The organism is Amycolatopsis panacis, assembly GCF_003600245.1.
GTDB classification, from domain to species: Bacteria; Actinomycetota; Actinomycetes; order Mycobacteriales; family Pseudonocardiaceae; genus Amycolatopsis; species Amycolatopsis sulphurea.
Map to the genome: position 1 here is coordinate 1 of NZ_QZFV01000077.1, position 20,440 is coordinate 20,440.

17 protein-coding genes and 1 pseudogene are annotated in these 20,440 nt (G+C 69.7%); 7 read left to right on the forward strand and 11 right to left on the reverse strand.

Features of this window, described 5'->3' with window-relative positions; translation table 11 throughout:
- Window positions 1-452 precede the first annotated feature (452 nt).
- The 3 genes from kdgD to D5S19_RS13400 form a co-directional block, all read right to left on the reverse strand.
- Window positions 453-1,388 (reverse strand): 5-dehydro-4-deoxyglucarate dehydratase, encoded by a 936-nt coding sequence (gene kdgD, locus D5S19_RS13390; RefSeq protein WP_120023674.1) that lies wholly within the window; start codon window positions 1,386-1,388, stop codon window positions 453-455.
- A gap of 158 nt (window positions 1,389-1,546) precedes the next feature.
- A complete protein-coding gene (locus tag D5S19_RS13395) occupies window positions 1,547-2,455 on the reverse strand; it encodes a LysR family transcriptional regulator (protein WP_120023731.1) in 909 nt (302 codons plus the stop codon).
- A 52-nt stretch (window positions 2,456-2,507) separates the two neighbouring features.
- Window positions 2,508-3,836, reverse strand: a complete 1,329-nt coding sequence (locus tag D5S19_RS13400; protein ID WP_120023675.1) for an MFS transporter — start codon at window positions 3,834-3,836, stop codon at window positions 2,508-2,510.
- Between the two features lie 143 nt (window positions 3,837-3,979).
- Here D5S19_RS13400 and D5S19_RS13405 point away from each other — a divergent pair, with 143 nt between their 5' ends.
- From D5S19_RS13405 to D5S19_RS13415, 3 genes are all read left to right on the forward strand, one after another.
- Complete coding sequence (locus D5S19_RS13405; RefSeq protein WP_233573878.1) at window positions 3,980-4,870, forward strand: carbon-nitrogen hydrolase family protein; 891 nt, start codon at window positions 3,980-3,982, stop codon at window positions 4,868-4,870.
- A gap of 60 nt (window positions 4,871-4,930) precedes the next feature.
- Complete coding sequence (locus D5S19_RS13410; protein ID WP_120023677.1) at window positions 4,931-5,602, forward strand: GntR family transcriptional regulator; 672 nt, start codon at window positions 4,931-4,933, stop codon at window positions 5,600-5,602.
- A gap of 117 nt (window positions 5,603-5,719) precedes the next feature.
- On the forward strand, window positions 5,720-5,968 hold the full coding sequence (locus D5S19_RS13415; protein ID WP_120023678.1) for a hypothetical protein: 249 nt from the start codon (window positions 5,720-5,722) through the stop codon (window positions 5,966-5,968).
- A gap of 4 nt (window positions 5,969-5,972) precedes the next feature.
- Here D5S19_RS13415 and D5S19_RS13420 read toward each other — a convergent pair whose 3' ends face one another.
- From D5S19_RS13420 to D5S19_RS13455, 8 genes are all read right to left on the reverse strand, one after another.
- The gene (locus tag D5S19_RS13420) at window positions 5,973-7,076 is read right to left on the reverse strand and encodes a pentapeptide repeat-containing protein (RefSeq protein WP_120023679.1); all 1,104 of its coding nucleotides are present in this window, start codon (window positions 7,074-7,076) and stop codon (window positions 5,973-5,975) included.
- A gap of 40 nt (window positions 7,077-7,116) precedes the next feature.
- Window positions 7,117-8,367: an alpha/beta fold hydrolase gene (locus tag D5S19_RS13425; protein ID WP_120023680.1), complete on the reverse strand. Its 1,251-nt coding sequence runs from the start codon at window positions 8,365-8,367 to the stop codon at window positions 7,117-7,119.
- The gene (locus D5S19_RS13430) at window positions 8,364-8,612 is read right to left on the reverse strand and encodes a hypothetical protein (protein ID WP_120023732.1); all 249 of its coding nucleotides are present in this window, start codon (window positions 8,610-8,612) and stop codon (window positions 8,364-8,366) included. The genes D5S19_RS13425 and D5S19_RS13430 overlap by 4 nt, the downstream gene beginning before the upstream one ends.
- Window positions 8,609-9,250 carry a VOC family protein gene (locus D5S19_RS13435; RefSeq protein WP_120023681.1) on the reverse strand — a complete coding sequence of 214 codons (642 nt, stop codon included), beginning with the start codon at window positions 9,248-9,250 and terminating at the stop codon, window positions 8,609-8,611. Before D5S19_RS13435 ends, D5S19_RS13430 begins: the two co-directional genes overlap by 4 nt.
- A 403-nt stretch (window positions 9,251-9,653) precedes the next feature.
- Complete coding sequence (locus D5S19_RS13440; protein ID WP_120023682.1) at window positions 9,654-10,361, reverse strand: TetR/AcrR family transcriptional regulator; 708 nt, start codon at window positions 10,359-10,361, stop codon at window positions 9,654-9,656.
- Window positions 10,362-10,383: 22 nt separating this feature from the next.
- Entirely contained in the window at window positions 10,384-11,106 is a 723-nt protein-coding gene (locus tag D5S19_RS13445; RefSeq protein ID WP_120023683.1) for a maleate cis-trans isomerase family protein, read from the reverse strand.
- Entirely contained in the window at window positions 11,103-12,734 is a 1,632-nt protein-coding gene (locus D5S19_RS13450) for a (2,3-dihydroxybenzoyl)adenylate synthase (RefSeq protein ID WP_120023684.1), read from the reverse strand. Before D5S19_RS13450 ends, D5S19_RS13445 begins: the two co-directional genes overlap by 4 nt.
- Entirely contained in the window at window positions 12,731-14,245 is a 1,515-nt protein-coding gene (locus D5S19_RS13455) for an FAD-dependent monooxygenase (RefSeq protein WP_120023685.1), read from the reverse strand. The genes D5S19_RS13450 and D5S19_RS13455 overlap by 4 nt, the downstream gene beginning before the upstream one ends.
- 144 nt (window positions 14,246-14,389) lie before the next feature.
- Between D5S19_RS13455 and D5S19_RS13460 the strand changes: the two genes are divergently transcribed.
- From D5S19_RS13460 to D5S19_RS13475, 4 genes and pseudogenes are all read left to right on the forward strand, one after another.
- Window positions 14,390-16,489 (forward strand): hydantoinase/oxoprolinase family protein, encoded by a 2,100-nt coding sequence (locus D5S19_RS13460; RefSeq protein WP_120023686.1) that lies wholly within the window; start codon window positions 14,390-14,392, stop codon window positions 16,487-16,489.
- Entirely contained in the window at window positions 16,486-18,789 is a 2,304-nt protein-coding gene (locus tag D5S19_RS13465; protein WP_120023687.1) for a hydantoinase B/oxoprolinase family protein, read from the forward strand. Before D5S19_RS13460 ends, D5S19_RS13465 begins: the two co-directional genes overlap by 4 nt.
- A 323-nt stretch (window positions 18,790-19,112) precedes the next feature.
- Window positions 19,113-19,547 (forward strand): VOC family protein, encoded by a 435-nt coding sequence (locus D5S19_RS13470; RefSeq protein ID WP_120023688.1) that lies wholly within the window; start codon window positions 19,113-19,115, stop codon window positions 19,545-19,547.
- A 332-nt stretch (window positions 19,548-19,879) separates the two neighbouring features.
- Window positions 19,880-20,394 (forward strand): annotated as a pseudogene (locus tag D5S19_RS13475) (fasciclin domain-containing protein).
- The last annotated feature ends 46 nt before the right edge of the window (window positions 20,395-20,440 follow it).

Sequence of the window (20,440 nt, forward strand, 5' to 3'; positions counted from 1 at the left end):
GTGGGTGCGCCGAGGGATGGGGGGTGCGGCGGGGTGGTGCGCCGAGGTGGGCTGCTGAGGGATGGGGGTGCGGCAGGATGGCGAGCACCGGGGTGGCGGGTGCGGCGGTATGGCGAGCCTCGGCCTGGCGGAAGGTAGTGAAGGGCACCTTCACGGACTCAGAGTCCGTGAAGGTGCCCTTCACGGACCCGTCGGCGTCCCCGGACCGCCCGGCCACGGGCTCGATGCCCGTGAAGGGAACCTTCACAGTCTCAAAGTCCGTGAAGGGTCCCTTCACAGCGCCGCCAGCCGCACCGGACCGCCGCGCCACCGGTCCAATGTCCGTGAAGGGTCCCTTCACAGCACCACCAGCCGCACCGGACCGCCGCGCCACCGCCACCGCCGCCGGCCCAAGGTCCGTGAAGGGAACCTTCACAGCACCACCACCGTCCCCGGACCGCCCGGCCATCGGCTCAGGCGGCCCGGCCGAGGACGGTCCCGGCCCGTTCGACGATCGCCGCCAGGCGGGTCCGTTCGTCCTGGTTCAGGCTGGTCAGCGGGGGGCGGACCGGGCCGGCCGGGAAGCCGGTGACGTCCATGCCCGCCTTGACGATGCTCACCGCGTAGCCGGGTTTGCGGTCGCGGATCGCGGTGTAGGGCAGCACCACCTCGGCGAGCAAGTGCCGGACCCGCGCACGGTCGCCGGCCCGCACCGCGGCGTAGAAATCGAGCGCGAAGCCGGGCAGGAAATTGAAGATCGCCGAGCTGTAGGTCGTCACCCCCAATTCCAGATACGGCAGGGCGAAGGTCTCCGCGGTCGGCAGGCCGCCGATGTAGACCAGCCGGTCGCCGAGCAGCGCGTGGATCCGGGTGATGGCCTCCAGGTCGCCGACGCCGTCCTTGAAACCGACCAGGTTCGGGCATTCCGCGGCGAGGGTGGCCACCGTCTCGGGCGCGTAGATCGCGTTCGCCCGGCTGTACACGACGACCCCGAGCGAGGTGGCCGCGCAGACCGCGCGCACGTGCTCGGCCAAGCCCTCCTGCGACGACTCGGTGAGGTACGGCGGGAACAGCAGCACGCCGTCAGCACCGGCCTCCTCGGCGTCCTTCACCAGGGAGATCGCGTGCGCGGTGCCGTACCCGGCGGGGGCGAGGATGGGCGTGCCCGCCGGGGCGCTGGCGACCGCAGCCCGGACCACCGCGCCGATCTCGGCGGGAGTGAGCGAGAAGAACTCGCCCGTCCCGCCCGCGGCGAACAGTCCGGCGACGTCGTACCGACCGAGCCTCGCGATGTTCTCCCGGTAACCGGATTCATCGAACAGCAACTCGCGAGTGAAATGGGTCACCGGGAACGACAACAGCCCGGAACCGAGTTTCTCGGCCAGTTCGGCCGGGGTGAACGCGGGCATCGGCTTTGCTCTCCTCTGCGATCGGCAAGATTGTCCGCGGAAGCCGGACCGGGCACGGATCCGCGTGTTCGGCTGAGCCTAGATAAATGAAGCGAATGCCGTCCAACACCATTTTCAGCGCTACCGATACAAGGAATGAATCACCGGGATCGGGCACGTCAACCGGCTACCGGCACACCGTGCAGAGGCGGGCGCAGCGTGTCCAGGGCGGCGGCCAGCGCGGGGTTGCCGTTGTCCCGCCGCCAGGCGATCGCCAGCTCGACGCGGCCCCAGTCGGGCAGCCGGACCGGGCGGAACTCGACCCCGGGGTAGCGCACCTCGGCCGCGGTCTCGGGCACCAGCGCCGCGCCGAGACCGACGTTGACCAGGGCCAGCATCGAGTGGATCTGGGCGAGGTGGTGCGGATAGTGCGGGGTGGCCCCGGCGTCGTGGAAGATCCGGGTGATCAGATCATGGAAATACCGCGCCTCCGGCGGCCGGTACATGATCAGATCACGTCCGTCGAAATCGGCCGGGGTCAGCGGTTCCCCGCTGCGCGCGAGGTCGCTGCCGCGCGGAATCGCGGCGACCAGCCCCTCCCGGTGCAGGATCCGTGACTCGATGTCGTCACGGCGCACCGGCGGGCGGATCATGGCCAGGTCCAGCTCCCCGTTGGAGAGCGCGTCCAGCTGGACCCCGCTGACCATCTCCCGCAGGGAGATCTCCACCTCCGGCAGCCGTTGCTGGATCGGCAGCAGGACCTGCCCGAGGTTGCGATACGCACTCGCCGCGGTGAATCCCATGGACAGCCTGCCGCGCCGGCCGGTGCACACCAGCCGGGCGGTCTCGGCCGCCCGCTCCGCGCCGCGCAGCAGCCGGCGCGCCTCGTCGAGGAACGCCGCACCCGCCCGAGTCAGCCGGACCGAGCGACGCGAGCGGTCGAACAGGACGACCTTCAGTTCCTGTTCCAGCAACGCGATCTGCCTGCTCAACGGCGGCTGGGTCATCTGCAGCCGATGGGCGGCGCGGCCGAAATGCAATTCCTCGGCGACCGCGACGAAACAGCGCAGCTGGGCGAATGACATCATTTCCGGATCCTCCGATCCCCCGTGATCACGCAGTGCGGCGACGGCCGGAAAATCACTTCCGTAGATCACTTTCCAGCCGCGCCGAATCGGCTTTGCGGGCGGCGCCGTGGCGGAGCGCCATCGCGAGCGCGGCGGCGAGCACGAGCAGCACCACGACAATCCACAAACCCGAAGCGGGATCGCCGGTCGAGTTTTCGGCCAGCCCCATCAGATAGGGGCCGGCGAAGCCGCCGAGGATTCCGCAGGAGTTCACGAAGGCCAGCCCGCCCGCCAGCGCGGCACCGGTGAGCCGGGAGGACGGGAAGGTGAAGATCGTGGAGTTGACGCACCAGAACACGAAGCCGGACCCGCACAGTCCGAGCAGCCCGAGCACCGGACCGGCGAGCAAGCCCACCAGGAAGCCGCCCGCCATCACCAGCAGCGCGATCGCGATCAGCAGCCGGGCGCGGCCGGCCGTGGTGGCCAGCCTCGGCAGCACCAGCGCGCCGATCCCGGAGGCGAGCCAGGGCAGCATCGCGAGCAGCCCGGTCTGGAACGGGCTCAGCGACCCGGCCCGCCCGATGATCCCGGGGAGGAAGTAGGCCACCGCGTAGATCGCGACCTGGTGGCAGAAATAGACCACGATCGCCAGCACGATCTGGGGGTCGCGCAGCACCTGCCGGACCGGGTGCCGCGCCGGCTCGGGACCGGCCTCGGCGTCGAGCCGCGCCTGCAGATCACGCGCCTCCTCCGCACTGACCCAGGAGGCTTTCGCCGGGGAATCGGGCAGTACGCGGAGGATCACGAAGGCGAGCACGACGGCGGGCGCACCCTCGGTGAGGAACAGCCACTGCCAGCCGTGCAGCCCGCCCGCGCCGTCGATGCTCAGCAACGCCCCGGCGAGCGGGGAGCCGACGATGTTGGCGATGGAAGCGCCCAGCAGGAAGTACCCGTTGGCCTTGGCTCGCTCAGCGCGCGTGAACCAGTACGTGAAGTACAGGATGACGCCGGGGAACAGCCCAGCCTCCGCCGCGCCGAGCAGCAACCGCAGCACGTAGAACGAGACCTCGCCCCGCACGAAGGCCGTCGCCGCGGACAGCAGGCCCCAGGTGATCATGATCCGGGCGATCCACCATCGCGCGCCTACCTTGCGCAGCACCAGATTGCTCGGCACTTCGAGCAACGCGTAGGTCAGGAAGAACAGACCGGCGCCCAGTCCGTAGGCAGCCGCGGAAATCCCGAGATCGGCCTGGAGACGGTCCTTCGCGAACCCGATGTTGGTCCGGTCCAGGAAGCTGATCACGTACACCAGGCAGAGCAGGGGCACGATTCGGCGGAAGGCGCGCTTCGAGAACTCGCGGCGCTGCTCGTCGGTCCGTGCGGCGGTACTCAACTCGGTCACCTTTCCGTGGGCCTGCTGGTGACGGACTGGGGCATCCCGCCCGCGCTCCGCGCGACGCGAAGGAGCATCTTCGCGACTGTTACATGCTGCATGCAGCACGTCAATCCTTGACATGTTGCATGCAGCACTCCAGAGTGGTAACGGTGAGCCGTCCAGCCCACTCCGATCCAGGCACCACGCGGGTGGCCGTGGTCCAGCGAGGCAGCGCGCTCGGCGATCTCGCGGCCAATCTGGCGGTGGCGGTCCGCGAAATCGGCCACGCCGCCGCGCAGGGCATCGAGCTGCTCGTCTTCCCCGAATGCTTCCTGCACGGCTATCTGTTCGAGACCGCCGAGGACGTGCATCGCGTGGCCGTGGCGCTCGACGACCCGGTGCTCGACCCGCTCCACTCCGCCATAAGCCGGACCAGGTTGTCCGTGGTGATCGGCCTCTTGGAACACGGCGCCGACGGCCGCGTCTACAACACCGCGCTGGCGCTCGGCCCGGCCGGGCGGCTGGGCCACTACCGCAAGCAGCACTTGCCGTTCATGGGTGCCGACCGGTTCGTCGCGCCGGGGGACGACGGCGCACCGCGGGTGTTCGACATCCCGGCCGGCCGGATCGGCCTGATGATCTGCTTCGATCTGCGGTTCCCGGAATCCGCCCGCGAACTCGCGCTCACCGGGGCGGATCTGATCGCCATGCCGGCCGCGTGGCCGGACACGGCGACCACGCTGGCCGACCTCGTCCCCCGGGTGCGGGCCTGGGAAAACCACGTCTTCCTGGCCATCGCCGACCGGCCGGACGAGGAGGCGGGGATGCGGTTCCTCGGCCGGAGCCAACTCGTCGGTCCGGAGGCCGAGGTGGTGCTGGACGCCGGTGCCACGCCCGGCACGTTCGCCGCGGACCTGGACCTCACCCGTGCCCGCACGAAGACCATGACGTTCATCCCCGGCGAGTACGAGGTGCGCATCTTCGGCGCACGCCGTCCCGGATCCTACGGCGCGCTCACCGACCCCGACCTACCCGCGCAAGGGAGGGAGCACCTGGCTTAAAGCAACCGCAAGTGCCGCTACGCTCTGCTTCATCCCGTACCACAGACGTGAAGGATCCCGTTGAGGCCACTCACCGACGACGTTCCGCTTGTGCAGCGCGTGCACGACGAACTGCGCGCCGCGATGATCCGCGGTGAGCTGGAACCGGGCAAGCTCTACTCGGTCGTCGAGATCTCCCGGCAGCTGGGCGTTTCCCGCACGCCGGTGCGCGAGGCCCTGCTCGGGTTCGCTTCCGAGGGCCTTGTCTCCTTCGAGCGCAGCAAGGGCGTGCGCATCCTCGAAGCGTCGCTCACCGATATCCGCAATCTCTTCGGGCTCCGGCTGCTGCTCGAAGTCCCGTCCGCCGCACTTGCCGCCGCGTCCGAGGACAGCGCCCAGCTCGACGCGATGCACCGGGCATTCCAGGCCATGGAAGCAGCCTGCGCCGCCGACGACGAAGCCGCCTTCCAGGACCACGACACGACTTTCCACGACGCGCTGCTCCGCGCCGCGGGCAACGCGCAAGTCGCCGACGCAGTCCGCCGCGCCCGGGGGCAGGTGCACGTACAGCGCCTCTCGACCACGCGCACGCGCAGTCTCGGCGAAGTGCTGGAAGTACATCGGAGAATCCACGATGCGGTCCGCTCGGGCAATGCGACCGAAGCCTCCGCGGCCGTCGAAGCCCATCTCACCGAGACACGGGACATTCTGCTCGCCCAGATCTCCGGCACCCGGAAGTCCACTGTGGACTGAAGGATGCCCGGGCTTGTCGACCTGCCCGGAAATGCCGGTGGAAAACGGATTCCTGACTCCCGAATCCTGATCCCCGCACATCTGCCAGGCCCGCGCGAGGCCTGGCAGGATCGGGCCATGACTTCCGAAGCCGATCTCGTGACCCGCGCACTGCGGCGGGTCCGCCCGTCCGTCTACCGGCTCGGCGGCACCCCGGATAGCCCGACGCTGCTGCTCACCGTCGCGGCGAGCGCGAGTGGGCGGCGCAACGCCGCGGACCGCGTGGTGGCCGCGCTGGCCGACAGCGGGTTCGCCCTCGACGCCGGCGATCCGGTCGGCGAACTCGCGGACGGAACCGAACTTCCGATCCGGCGCGCGAGGACGTGACCGGTCAGCTTTTCTTGCCCGCGAACAGAGAGATGTCGATACCGTCGATGTGGGCGCCGTTGACCTTGCCGAAGGTGATGTCCGCGATGGCCGCATCCTCGAAGGTGGACCACTTCTCGAACTTCGCGCTGTAGAAGCTCGCCTTCGGGCGCAGGACGGCCGAGACGAACGAGGCACCGCCCTTGAACTTCGCCAGGCTGAAGTCGGCCCGGGTGGAGAAGGAACTCTGGTGGAACCAGCTGCGGCGGCTGAAGACCGCTTTACGGAAGGACGCCCACTCGAATTTCGATTCGTTGAACCGCGATTGGCCTTCCACCAGCAGGCCTTCGAAGACCGCGTGCCCGGAGAAGGACGCCCCGGTGAAGTCCAGCTCCCGCACCCGGCAGTCGCGGAAATCCAGCCCCACCAGGCGGGCGTACCGCAGGTCCAGGTCGATGTCCGCCCAGAAGGCCACCGGGGGCTCGGCCTCCTGCCTCGGCCAGCGCAGGTGCTTGGAGACGATCCGTTGCGCCGTCAGACGGACCTCGGACTCGGCCGGGTCCGGTTTTTCGTCCAACGGCGCCCGCAGGTACGCGCAGATCACGTTCACGACGGTCTGCCGCTGCGCCGGATTCTCCTGCGCCACACGTTCGAGCGCATACAACCCGCCGTGCCGGACAGCGGGTTTGTCCGCACCGAGTTGTTCGACCGCCTTGACGTAGAGATCCGTGATCCGGCGCTCGGCGGCGTCGTGCTCGGTGGCGGCCGCGACCCGCTCCAGATGGCGGCGGTTCTCCTCGGCGAGCCGCTCCTGAAAGGCGAACGATCGGTCCGTCGCCTGCTGATCCACCGCTTTCTGGTTGAGCGCGATCTCCTGGGTGCGCTGCCGCCGCGCCGCCAGCCAGAGCGCGGCCGCGCCCCCGGTCCCGAGCACGATCGTGCCCGCCGTCTTGACCGCTTCCAGCCGTTCGACGTGCTGCCCGTCGCCGAACAGCACGAGCAGCAGGACGGCGAGCCCCACCCCCAGCGTCACCAGGCCGGCCGCGAACCAGCCGATCGTACGGTTGGACAACACCGGATACCGGCTGCCCGACGCCCGTTCGTGTTCAGGTGACTCCCCCGTTCCCATCCAGGCATCTTACTGACCGCACAACCCCTGTCGCGGCCCGTTACCGGGCGAGGGGAAATCGGCTGCCCAGCCAGTCCACGATCTGCGCGGCGGCGAGTGCGTTTCCCGTCGGCTCGCCTTCGCCGATCGGACCGCCGAAGTGCAGGCCACGAACGCTCACCACCGTGCGGTCCTCGGCGCCGAGCGCCTCGGTCATGCGCCGGGTGTCGGCGGGGAACGCGGCTTGGTCACCGGTCAGCGCCAGGAACAGCGTCGGCGCGATGACTCCCGGCGCGCAGCGGACGAAGTCGGCGTTCGAGCTGAGGCCCGACCAGGTGGACAGCCAGGCCTCCGGGGTGCTCAGCCTGCCGAAACCGACCTGGCCGTAGTCGATGAGGTCCGGTCGTTTGCCGAACAGCGAACCGTAGGGACGTTCGCTGGGGTCAAGCGACAGGTCGACGCACCGGGGATCGGCGTCGGTGCGGAAAACCGTCATGATCCTCGGGGCAAGGCTGCGCCGTCGGTCGGCCGCGGCACCGGACGCGCGGAAGGCCGCACGGGCTTCCGCGGTGTGCGCGAGCGCTTCGCGGGCGATCGCGTCGAGCCGGGCGACGCGGGCGTGCTGCGCGGCGCGGTAGCGCTTGAGGAACTCCGCCGGATAGCGGGTCTCGCCCGGCGGCTCCGCGAAACCGTTGGCCGGGCTCCACGGATCCAGTTCGGGCACCACCGAGAGCGGATCGGCCTCGTCGGCGACCGACGGGTCGATGCAGGCCAGCAAGAGCCTGCCCTGCCCGGGGTGCGGGGCGAGAAAGACCAGTCCGTCCGGGGAGGGGAGGACGGACTCGGCGAGCGGCACCGGGCGCCCGCCCGGGGTGGTCGCGACCCGCTCGGCCGGGGCGAGCCCGGCCTGTTCGGCGTAGTAGGCCAGCAGCGTCCCGCCACCGGAGTGGCCCAGCCCGACGAGATGGTCGAAACCCTTGTCCCTCAAGAAGATCTGCCCCGCGGCGAGATCCAGCAGGGCTTGTTCGTGGAGCAGGTTCAGATCGTTGTTGACCGAACGGGTGTGCTGTGTCCATACCGCGACACCGGCCTGCAGCAGCAGCGGCACGAGCGGATGATGCGTCAGGTCCTGACGCGGATGCATGAGGCACACCACGGTCCGCGCGCCCGGAATCGTGGCGAGCACACCGGTGACCGTCGCACCGTCCGATGTGGTCAGTTCGTGCACGGAAGTGACCGTGGCCGAAGGGCGGTGCCCGGCCTGCAGGTAGCGGCCTTCACCGAGCCGGGCCGGGGACGCCGGGGCGCTCACCGCCGCTCCACGCGCAGCGCGTCCTTGTCGTGCTGGGCGATCCGGGAGTCGCGGGAGACCCCGGCGATGCACGAGTACCAGACGGCGTGACGGCAGCCGGTGGCCCGGCGGTCGATCACGATCGACCCTTCCGCACTGATCGCGAAGTACGGCCCGATCCGGCCGACGGTCACCGCCAGATCCTCCGCGGCGACCTTCGCGACCGGAGTGTTCTCCGGGACATCGAGGACGTAGAGCACGGTCATCGGCCCGCCTCCGACGGCGCCGTCCACTCCGCGGCTCGCTCGACGATCAGTTCGGCCTTGCGCGCCAGCAGTTTCCCGAAGTCCGGGTCCGGCTCCGAGACCACGTCCAGCAGCGCTTCGATGGTCAGGTTCGCGTCGAGATCCTCCTGCGGCGTGACCGGCCGCATGGCGCGGGTGATCTCGAAAAAGTAGCCGTTCGGGTCGTGGGTGTAGATCGATTCGATGGTCTCGTGCTGGATCTGCATCTCCACCGGCCACGAGCTGGCATCCAGCCGGCGGCGGTATTCGAGCAGGTCCTCCTCGCTCTCCACGTGGATGGCGAGGTGCCGGGAGCGCACGAAGTAGTCCGGCACGTCCGCGCCGAACCGGCCGTAGACATCGCCCTTCGCCCCGGCCGGTCCGCCGACCTCGGGCGTGGCGCCGAAGTAGTAGAAGAACGCGATCCGGTCGTCGTTGCCCAGATCGAAGAAGAAGTGGATGAAGTCCGGATGGTCCTGCGGCCCCCAGCCGGCCGCGCAGATCGAGTGGACCACCGGGAAGCCCAGCACGTCCCGGTAGAAGCGCACGGTCGCGGCCGGGTCGAAGGTCGGGAAGGCGACGTGGTCGACCCCCCGCACCCGGTGCTCGAGCTCAGTCACTTGCTACCTCCAAGGGTGGTCTCGCGATGGCACCGACCCTACGCGGCATTTAACGACTGAGTCAATAGTTTGACGAGTGAGACAGCCATCGCGCCGCCCCGCGCCCGGCTGACCGCTCGGCTCTCCAGACCCAAAGATCCGTGAAGGGTCCCTTCACGGACTTTGAGTCCAGGGCCCCGGCAAAGTTGGTCGGGGGCCCGGCAGTGGGCGATGCGGAGGTGTGTGTGCGACCACCTCGTGGCGTGCGCCGGACCGGTTTCGGGTCTGTGAAGGGACCCTTCACGGACTCAGAGTCCGTGAAGGGTCCCTTCACAGACCTCCACACCGACTTTGCCGACACCCTGGACGCAGAGGCTGTGAAGGGACCCTTCACAGCCCTTGCTGCCCGGACGGGGCGACCGGGTCAGCGGTCCAGCAGGCGTTCCAGATGGTCGAGATCGGCCCGGAGCTGCTTGATCACGGCGGCCGGGCCGGTCTCGCCGGGCGCCTCGCCGGGGCGTTGCAGCGCGCCGACGGCCATGTCGGCGAGCTGTTCGGTCACGCCCTCGGCGGTGTCCCGGCCGCCGGGGTGGAACCACCACGCCACCCAGTTGCACATGCCGAGCACGCCGAGCGCCGCGACCCGCGCGTCCACCGGGCGGAAGCGGCCGGCGTGCACCCCGTCGTCGATCACCCCGGCGATGGTCTTGAGCACGGCCCGGCGGTCGGTGTCGTAGGCCTCGGTCAGCTCCGCGGGCAGCTCGGCCTCGGAGCGGATGAGCAGCCGGAACCGTTCGGGCTGGGTCGCCCGGCGCCCGACGAGCACCGCGACGATGCGACGCAGAGTGTCCACCGGGTCGGCGTGCTGTGCGGCGAGCGCGTTCAGTTCGTCGAGCGGGCCGCTGGTCACCTCCGTGACGAGCTTGGCCAGCAGCTCGTCCTTGCTCTTGACGTAGTGGTAGAGCGCGGGCCGGGTGATCCCGAGCGCGTCGGCGATGTCCTGCAGGCTGGTGCCCGCGAAACCGCGTTCGGCGAACAACCGGGTGGCATGCTCGTACAGCTCGTTCTCCACCAGCTCCCGGCGCGTGGTGCTGGCTGCGCCGCGTTTGCGGCCGGACCCGTTCGCACTCATGACGCTGATCGTAGGGCGGGACTCACCGCGGCGCGGCGAGGAGGCGGCCGGCGTCGGGTATCACCGGGTCGAGACCGAGCCAGGTGAGCAGCGCGTAGGCGCCTGCGGTGGCGGCCGAGAGCACCGGAATCCCGAACTCCTCCTCCGCAGGTGCGACCAGGTCGAGCGAAGGCATCTGCACGCAGGCGGAGATGATCAACGCGTCCGCCGACGTCAGATCCAGCCCCCGCGCAGCCGCCAGCACGCGCTCGCCCGGGATGCAGCCGACCTCGGTGTTGTCGCCGACTTCCAGCGCGGCCCAGTCGAGAACGGTGAACCCCTCTGCCTCCAGATAGGACACGACCTGTTCGGCCAGCGGCCGCAGATACGGCGTCACCAGCGCGATCCGCGAAGCACCGAGCGCCCGCAGACCGGCGACGAGCGCACCGGCGCTGGACAGGATCGCGGTGTCTGCGAGCTGTGTACGAAGCTCCGCTTCGACACGCTGGTGCTCCCCGGGGCCTTGCGCCATCAGCGCGACCAGGCAGGCGTAGAGCAGCGCGTCCACGTGCGCGTCGGCCAGCTCGGCGACGCACCGTTCGCGTTGCGCGTTCATCGCCTTCAGCGCTTCCGGAGACACCTGGTGCATCCGCATCCGGCTGGAGTGGAAGGAGAACCGCTCCGGATGCCGGGCGAGCAGCGCGGGCAGCTCCGTCTCCACGGTGACGTTGGAGCTGGGCACGATCAGGCCGATCCGATGCGTCACGGCGCACTCACTTTCGTTGCGATGTCGGCGGTCAGGCGCTTCTTGTCCGCCTTGCCGACGAGCGTGCGGGGGATCTCGGGGAGGTGCTCGATGCGTTCGGGCCACTTGAACTTCGCCACTTCGAGCGCGGCGAAATGTGCCTGGATCTCCGGCAGCGTCAGTTCGGGCCCGTCCACCACGAGGTAGGCGCAGGCCCGTTCTCCCAGGCGCGGATCCGGCATCGGCACGACGGCGGCGCCGGTGATCCGCGGGTGCCGCAGGAGCAGCAGCTCGACCTCTTCGGCGCTGATCTTCTCGCCGCCGCGGTTGATGAGGTCCTTCAGCCGCCCTTCGATCGAGACGTAGTACGCGCCTTCGATCTCCGTCAACGTGGCCAAATCGCCGGTCCGGTAGAAACCGTCCGAAGTGAACGCGCGGGCGTTGTGCTCGCGGGCGTCGAAGTAGCCGTGCAGCGTGTAGGGACCGCGGGCGCACAGCTCACCGACCGCGCCGGGGGCGACCTCTTTTTCCGTCCCTGGTTCCAGGATCCGCACTTCGTCCCATTCGGACAGTGGCGTGCCGACGGTCTCAAGCCGGGCACGACGCGGTGCGCCCGGCCGGGTGGTGAGGAAAAGACCTTCCCCCATCCCGAAAAGCTGACCGGACCAAAGTCCGCGGGCTTCGAGAGCTTCGAACAACGCGGGTGGCACCTTGGCCCCGGACAGCACGACCTGGGTGACGGCCTTCGTCGCCGCACCGAACTCCGGATGGTCCGCCGCGCGATAGTGGCCGTGTCCGAAAAGGACGTGCGTGGCGGCTTCACGGGCCATCAGCGGCAACGACTCGTCGAGATCGGGGCTGCCGAGCACCAGGCAGCCGCCGACGCTGTGCGGAGCGTGCAGACCGCAGACGATTCCGGCGTTGTGGATGATCGGGATCAGATGCGCGACCCGCGTCTGTTCGGTCCAGCCCCACGAGCGCGCGTACTCGGCCGCGTTGAACCAGTACTCGGCGTGCATGCGCGGGATCACCTTCGGTACCCCGGTGGTGCCGCCGGAAAGCTGATACACCGCGACGCCGTCCGGATCGAGGCCGTACTGGATGCGTTCGACCAGCACACGAGCTTCGGCCGGGGACACGCCTTCGCCGACGTCCTCAATGGACGGTCCGCGCGGATCCTCGCCCAGCACGAAGAACTCCCGCAGCGTCGGATGCCCTTCCTTCTGCTGCCCGGCGAACTCGACCAGGTCGAAGCCGCGGGTACCGGCCTCGACCAGGTGCGCGACCGCGCCGACCCGTCTGCTGATCTCCCCGATCTCGTGCCCGCGATGTGCGGAGAGCGTGGCGACCGGGATCAGTCCGGCCTTGAGCGCGCCGTACCACGCGACAACCGCGCCGAGCCGGTTGGTGACCTGCAACAGGATCGGCTCCCCTGGCCGTAGGCCCCGTCCGGCGAGCCCGGCGGCGACGAGATCGCTCCGCCGGTCGAGTTCGGCGAAGCCGAGCCGCCCGTCCAGCGCGACCACCGCGTCACGACGCGGATGGGCGACCGCGATCCGGTGGAACTCGGTGGCGATCGTCGCAGTCCCCCACAGCCCCGCCGCGCGGTAGCGGCGGACGTCGGCAGCCGGATAGGGAACGACGCTCATACCTGCTCCTCGGTGAGCGATACCAGGTCCGTACGGCCGCTGACCAGCCCTGCCGCGAGATCCTCACGCAGGGCGGCCGGGCCTTCCACCGCGGTCAGCTCCCCGGTTTCGAGCCGGATGCGCTCGGCGAGGTCGAGCCGGGTGAGCACATCGGACCGCGCCGCCGGGCCGGTGACCAGCACGCCCCCGCTCCCCCGGCCGCGCGCGACCAGCGCATCGGCCTCAGGCGACCAAGGATTGCGCAGGTCGGCGTGCACCCGTTTCAGCTCCGGCACCGTGACCCGGTCCGGGAAGGTGCGCCCACCGTGCGTGAGCGGGCGATCGAGCACCCACTGGACGAGGTCCCCGTGCGGCTGCGTGCCGCCGTACTGGCGCAAGGCCACGCCCACCGCGTCCGGGCTGCTGCCCGCGAACCGGTCCAGGGAAACGTTTCCCGCCCGAGACATGTAAGCCACCATAAGCCGTTCCACCGGCAGGTCGAGCCGGGACGGAAACGATTCCCACCACAGCTGGCTGCGGCGGGCGAGTTCCTGCAGGCGTTCCACCGCCGGCCGGCGCAGCGCCTCGTACCGGGCGAAAGCCGTGGCGAGATCCGGCGAATCCCGCAGCACCGCGACGAGCCCGATGGCGTCCTCCATGGCCAGCTTCGTGCCGGAACCGATCGAGAAGTGCGCGGTGTGCGCCGCATCGCCGAGCAGCACGACGTTCCCGTCGGACCAGCGCTCGCAACGCACGGTCCGGAACCTCAGCCAGCGGGTCCGGTTGCCGATCAACCGGTGCCTACGCAGTTGTCCGGCGAAGATCTTCTCCAGGTACCGCAATGATTCCTCGTCGGACGCGCTGGGCGGAGCGCCCTCCAGCGCGACGGTCGTCCGGTCGAAGCCGGCATTGCGCCAAGTCCGCTCGTCGGTTTCGATCAGGAAGGTGGACCGGCCGCCGGAATAGGGGTAGGCATGGGCGACGAAGGTGCCGTACTCGGTCTCCACCGGCGCGAAAACCGCGTCGGGCAAGGAAAAGTCCGCACCGCACCACAGGTAGAGCCCTTCGCCGGTCTCCACGTGCGCGCCGAACGATCCCTCCTCGCGCGTCGCGCTGCTCACCCCGTCGGCCGCGACGACGAGATCGGCGTCCAACTCGGCGGAGGAGGGCCGCACCCCGAATTCCAGCTGCACCCCGGCCTTCTCCGCGTGCCGCTGCAGCACGGCCAGCAGCTCCGTGCGGGCGACGCCGATCAGGCGGTCGTTGCGCACCCGGACGCGCTGGCCCCGGACCTGCATCGTCATGTCGTGCCGTACGCCCGTGGCGACCAGCTCGCGCAGGGTGTCCGGGTCCGCGCTTTCCAGGTTGCGCTGGGTGCCCGACGCGAGGCCGACCCCGAAGCCGAACGTGGCGTCCGGCTCGCCCTGCTCGTGGACCTGCACCTCGCAGGCGGGATACGCGAGCTTGAGCAGGCGGGCGGCGTAGAGCCCACCAGGCCCACCCCCGAGCACCGCGACCCGTCGTGGCTGCATCACGGACCTCCGAAGACCTGAATTGACGGTTGCGTCGACTATTTGACGTCATGGATACCCAGGAGTCAAGGTTGACTCTTGTCACCACCGTTGAATAGTCTACTCAAACGTCAACACCTCGCCTCGCGCAAAGGAGCGCCTGCCATGGCCTACGTCATCGGCGTGGACGTGGGCGGCACGTTCACCGACGCCGTCCTCGACGACGACGCCGGGACGGTGCTCGCCGCCAAGTCCCCCTCCACCCCGCCGGACTACTCCCGGGGTGTGCTCGACGTCCTGACCCTGCTCGCCGAGCAGCTTGGCCACACCCTGCCGGAAATGCTGGCGCAGACCCACCACATCGCGCACGGGACGACGTCCTCGCTCAACGCTCTGGTGACGGGCAACGTGCCGCCGGTCGGGTTCCTCACCACCAAGGGCCACCGGGATTCGATCTTCATCATGAACGTCGAGGGCCGCTACCTCGGCCGGTCCCCGCACGAGCTGCAGCACGTGCTCGCGCAGGACAAGGACCACTCGCTGCTGCCGAAACGGCACGCGCTGGAGATCACCGAGCGCATCGACCGGGACGGCACCGTGGTCGTCGCGCTGGACGAAGCAGGGGCACGCGCGGCGATCCGCAGCCTCGTCGACGAGGGCGTGCAGGCGATCGCCGTCTCGCTGCTGTGGTCGTTCCGCAATCCGGCGCACGAGCATCGGCTGCGGGAGCTGATCGCCGAGGAGGCGCCGGGGCTGTTCGTCGCGCTGTCGTCCGAGGTGAGCCCGCGCATCCGTGAGTTCGCCCGCAACGCGACCACGATCATGTCCACCCAGATCGGCCCCGGCCTGCGCGATTACCTCGGCACGCTGGAATCCTCGCTACGCGAGCACGGGCTCGTCGGCCCGCTGCTGGTCATGCAGTCCAACGGCGGCGCGATCGCGGCCGCGCAGGCACCGGCGGCGGCGATCAGCACGGTCGGTTCGGTGCTGACCGGCGGCGTGGTCGGCTCGGTGGCACTCGGGCGTCAGCTCGGCCACCGCAACATCATCTCCACCGACGTCGGTGGCACCACGTTCCTGGCCGGCCTGGTGGTGGACGGCGAACCGGTCCGTGACACCGGCACGGTGATCAACCACCACCCGATCAACGTGCCCACGCTGCGGGTCGACGCAATCGGCTCCGGCGGCGGCGCGATCGCCTGGCTCGACGCCGGCGGGAACCTCCGTATCGGGCCGCGCAGCGCCCAGGCCGTGCCCGGTCCGGCCTGCTACGGCAACGGCGGTACCGAACCGACCAACACAGACGCCAACCTCGTCCTCGGGATCCTGCCCGAGCGCGGGCTGCTCGGCGGGCGCAAGCCGTTGTCGAAAGACCTTGCGCGCCAAGCCATCGAGACCCGGATCGCGAAACCGCTGGGGCTTTCGGTGGAGGAGGCCGCCGCGGCGATCTACACCGTGCAGAACGCACAGACCGGCGACCTGCTGCGCAAGACCGTGGTCGAATCCGGCCACGACCCGCGCACCTTTGTGCTCTACGCCTTCGGCGGGGCCGGACCCGCGCACTGCGCCGGTTACGCCGCGGAAGTCGGGTGCGACGAAGTGGTCGTGCCGCTCGGCCCGGTCGCGTCGGCGTTCTCCGCGTTCGGGCTGGCCTCGTCGGACATCGCGCTCGCCGCGGAGCTGTCCGACCCGACCGTGGTCCCGTTCGATCCGCAGCGTGCCGAACAGAACTTCGCCGAGCTGGAACAGCGGGTCCGGAATGGCCTGCAACGGCAAGGCGTGCAGTTCGAACGCGTCGAGCTGTATCGCGAGATCGACATGCGCTACACCATGCAGCTGGCCGAGGTCACCACTCCGGTCGCGAGCGGGCCGCTGGACATGGCGGCGATCGAAGCCGCCGCGGCCGGATTCGAGAAGCGCTACGCGGAATTGTTCGGCGCCGGCGCCGGTTTCCGCGAAGCCGGGATCCAGGCGATCACCTTCCGGGTCCGCGGCGTCGGCATCCTGCCGTTCAGCCCGGAGTTGCCCGGCGTGCCCGCGGCCGAACGCGACCCGGAACCCATCGCCACCCGGCCGGTGTGTCTCGACGCCGCCACCGGCTACGTCGACACCGCGATCTACGACTACCAGGAACTGCGCGCCGGGCACGTCCTGACCGGCCCGGCCGTGGTCGAGGTGCCGACCACCACCGTCGTGGTGCCCGCCGGCACCACCGGCACCGTCGACCACCTCGGCAACCTGACCATCCGGAGGAGCACGCGATGACCATGCCGATCCCCGGCTCGGAGGCCTTCTCCAGCCGTCCCGTCGACCCGGCGGAACTCGCGCGTTCGCTGCCGACGTCGCTGCCCGTGCACACCGTCACCGACGAGCAGGTCGCCGCGCTCGACCCGCTCACCTACGAGGTGATCCGGCACCGGCTCTGGTCGGTCACCGACGAGATGGGCGAGGCGCTCAAGCGGATGTCCGGCTCGCCGATCGTCACCGACGCCAACGACTTCGACTTCGCCATCTCCGACGAGCTGGGCCAGGAGGTCCAGGTCGGGCTCTACAACACGATGCTGGTCGGCGCGGTCGACCTGGCCATCTACTGGACCCTGCGCAACCGCGCGGACAATCCGGGCATCGAGCCCGGGGACATGTTCCTGTGCAACGATCCCTGGGTCGGCGGCGGACTGCACCAGAACGACGTGATCGTCTACCAGCCGGTATTCCACGACGGGAAACTGTTCGCCTGGACCAGCGCCATCGCGCATCAGCCGGACCTCGGCGGCGTCGGGCTCGGCTCGTTCTCCCCCGCCGCGCAGGACGTGTTCTCCGAATCCCTGCCCACCCCACCGGTCAAGGTGGTCCGCGACGGCAGGCTGCAACGCGACGTCGCCGACCTGTGGGTACGCCGATCGCGGGTGCCGATGCTGGTCGGGCTCGACCTGCGGGCCAAGATCGGCGCGAACAACGTCGGCGCCGAACGGATGCACGCGCTGATCCGGCAGTACGGCGCGGACACCGTCAAAGCCGTGATGAAACGAATGATGTCCGACGCCGAATCCCGCCTGCGCGGGAAACTCGCCACCCTGCCCGACGGCAGCTGGACCGCGACCGGCTACCAGGACCAGTCCCACGAAGGCGACCGGAACCTGCACAAGATCACGGTCACCACCACCAAAACCGGCGAGCACCTCACGTTCGACTTCACCGGCACCGATCCACAGGCCGGCGTGGTCAACTGCACCTACGCCGGGATGCGCGGCGGCGTCATGCTCGCCCTGCTGCCCATCCTGGCCGGCGACATCCCGTGGTCGGCCGGCGGGCTGATGCGCTGCTTCGACCTGATCACCGAGGAAGGCACGCTGAACAACGCGACCTTCCCCGCCGCGGTGGGCCGCGGCCCGATCGGCCCGGCCTGGCTGACCGGCAGCCTGGTCGCGGACTGCCTGTCCCAGATGCTCGACCGCGATCTGGAACTCGGCAAGAACGTGCAGGCGACCTGTTGCGGCACTTGGGATACCGCCGTCATCGCCGGACTCGACGAACGCGGTGCGCAGCCCGCGCCGTTCCTGTCGATCATGATGGAGCCGATGGCCGGCGGCTACGGCGCACGCCCGCACGCCGACGGCGTGGACACCGGCGGCCTGTTCTGCATCCCGATGGGCCGGATCCCGGACGTCGAGATGACCGAATTCCTCTACCCCGTGCTGGCGCTGTGGCGGCGCGAGGTCCCCGATTCCGGCGGGCCGGGGCGGCATCGCGGCGGACTCGGCGCGTCGATGGCCTTCACCCCGCACGGCACCAGCGTGCCGATGGGGCTGGTGCTCGCATCCGCGGGCAAGGCCGTCGCGCAGAACAGCGGGCTGTCCGGCGGCCTGCCCGGCAACAGCGGCCTCGACGTGGTCGCCCGCACCAGCCGCGTGAAGGAACTCTTCGCGGCCGGCGAAATGCCGGCCGAGCTGTCCGAGGTCAGCGGCACCCTGGTACCGGGCCAGAACTACGCCTCCAGCTACCTGGCGCCCGGCGAGGTGTTCGCCATGACCTGGCAGGGCGGCGGTGGCTACGGCGACCCACTCCTGCGTGACCCTTCGGCCGTGGCCCGGGATCTGCGCGAGGAGAAGATCACTGCCGAGGCCGCCTGTTCGGTTTACGGCGTGGTGCTGGAATCGGGCACTGTGGACGCTGCGGCGACCGAAGCCGTCCGCGCCCGCCGTCGCGACACGCGACGTACTCGCTCCCGCGTCACCGGCCGGACCGGTGGCCAGGCGGACCTGTCCACCGCCCGCCGCATCGACGACAACCTCGTCGAATCCGGCGACCGCATCGCCTGCGGCCACTGCGGCGAAATCCTCGGCGACACCAGCGAAACCCCACTGGCACTGGCGGTCTACGACGGCCCGCCGACCGAGGCCGGCCCGCAGATCCTCGCCACCGCGACCGACTACGTCGACACCCCGGTGGTGTTCCGGCAATACAGCTGCCCGTCGTGCTGGACCGCCCTGTGGTCCGGGGTCGTCCCGGCCGACCACCCCGACTTGGCGACCAGCCTCGGCCGCCTAACCGTCACCACCGGCTGATCCCGCCCGACCCCGCCCCGAAAGGGCTGTGAAGGGACCCTTCACGGACTCAGCGTCCGTGAAGGGTCCCTTCACAGCCTTCAAACCTGCTCGACTGCGGCCCGGACCGCGGCGAGTGCGTGGCGTCTTCGAGTCAGGGATCCCTCGGCTCGCCACCGGGGGTAGCGGCCGGACGGAAAGCCGGATTATCGCAGACCACGGACAGTTCACCGCGCACGTTACACACAATTCCCCCAGAACACAGAATCACATTCGGAGCTATTCGCGGGACCAGGGCAAAAAATTTCGCGGGATAAATTGACGGCCTGCGCTAGAGTAGCCGGATGACATCGGTCAAGCAGGTCCAGATCACCTTCGACTGCGCGGAGCCCGAGCGGGTCGCCCGTTTCTGGTGCGCGGCGCTGGGCTACGTCGTCCCCCCGCCGCCGGCCGGATTCGCCGACTGGGCGGATTTCGACCGCGCGCAGCCGCCGGAGAAACAAGGCGCCGCGTTCGCCTGCGTCGACCCCACCGGAGCCGGGCCGCGGCTGTACTTCCAGCGCGTTCCCGAACGAAAGGTCGTCAAGAACCGCGTGCACCTGGACGTGCGGGCGGGCACCGGCCTCACCGGGCAGGCCCGCGTCGCGGCGCTCGAAGCCGAATGCGCCCGCCTGATACCCCTCGGCGCGACACGCGTGCAACTGCTCATGGCCGACGACGGGAACGAGTCCTGCCTGCTGATGCAAGACGTCGAGGGCAACGAGTTCTGCCTCGACTGAAGTGTCGCCTGTGGACAGATGGTGCCAAAGCCCCGGTTCGGAGCCCCGCTCACCCCGGATTGGTATGCCACGCATTTTCCTGACGAGTTCACCCACCCGAGGGATATTCGGCCCGGGACCCATCCGTTCCGGCGCGGGTGCCGAATCACCGGCATCAGCGCAGTTCCCCAGCGGACTGCCTCCGCCGCTCTCGAGGAGTGAACACCCGTGAACAAGTTCCGCGTCCCGGTCTCGGCTTCACCGCAGTCGCCGCGATCGCCTTGTCCGCCTGTAGCAGCAACGACCAGGCCTCGTCCGGTGGTGCCTCCAGCAGCGGCCCCGCGCCGTCGTCGATGTCCGCGCCGATGTCGAGTGCTTCCGGCGACGGGATGACCACCAAACCGACGTGTTCGGGCCTGCCTGCAGCCGGCTGCCGCAGGGCAACGCCCCCGGTTCGCTGGACTCGATGGGCCCGCAGCCGGTCGCCGGCGCCGCCTCGACCAACCCGCTGCTGACCAAGCTGGTCGCCGCGGTCAAGGCCACCAACCTGGTCGACACCTTCAACAGCCAGCAGGCGATCACCGTGTTCGCCCCTGCCGACAGCGCCTTCCAGGCCGTCGGTGACGCGAAGTTCACCGAGCTGGCGAAGAACCCGCCCGATCTCGCAGCACCACGTCCTCGGCAAGCGCTACGACGCCAAGGGCCTGTCCGCCGCAGGTACGGTCACCTCGCTCAACACCGCGGGCGGCCCGATCAAGATCGGGGGGCTCGGGCGAGGGCATGACCGTGAACGGCGCGAAGGTGCCCGACCAAGAACGCCACGGTCTTCGTGATCGACAAGGTGCTCACCCCGGGCACCGGCAAGTAGCCTCCCGCCCCGGGCAGCCGACCCCTCCCTTGCGGGCGGCCCGGCA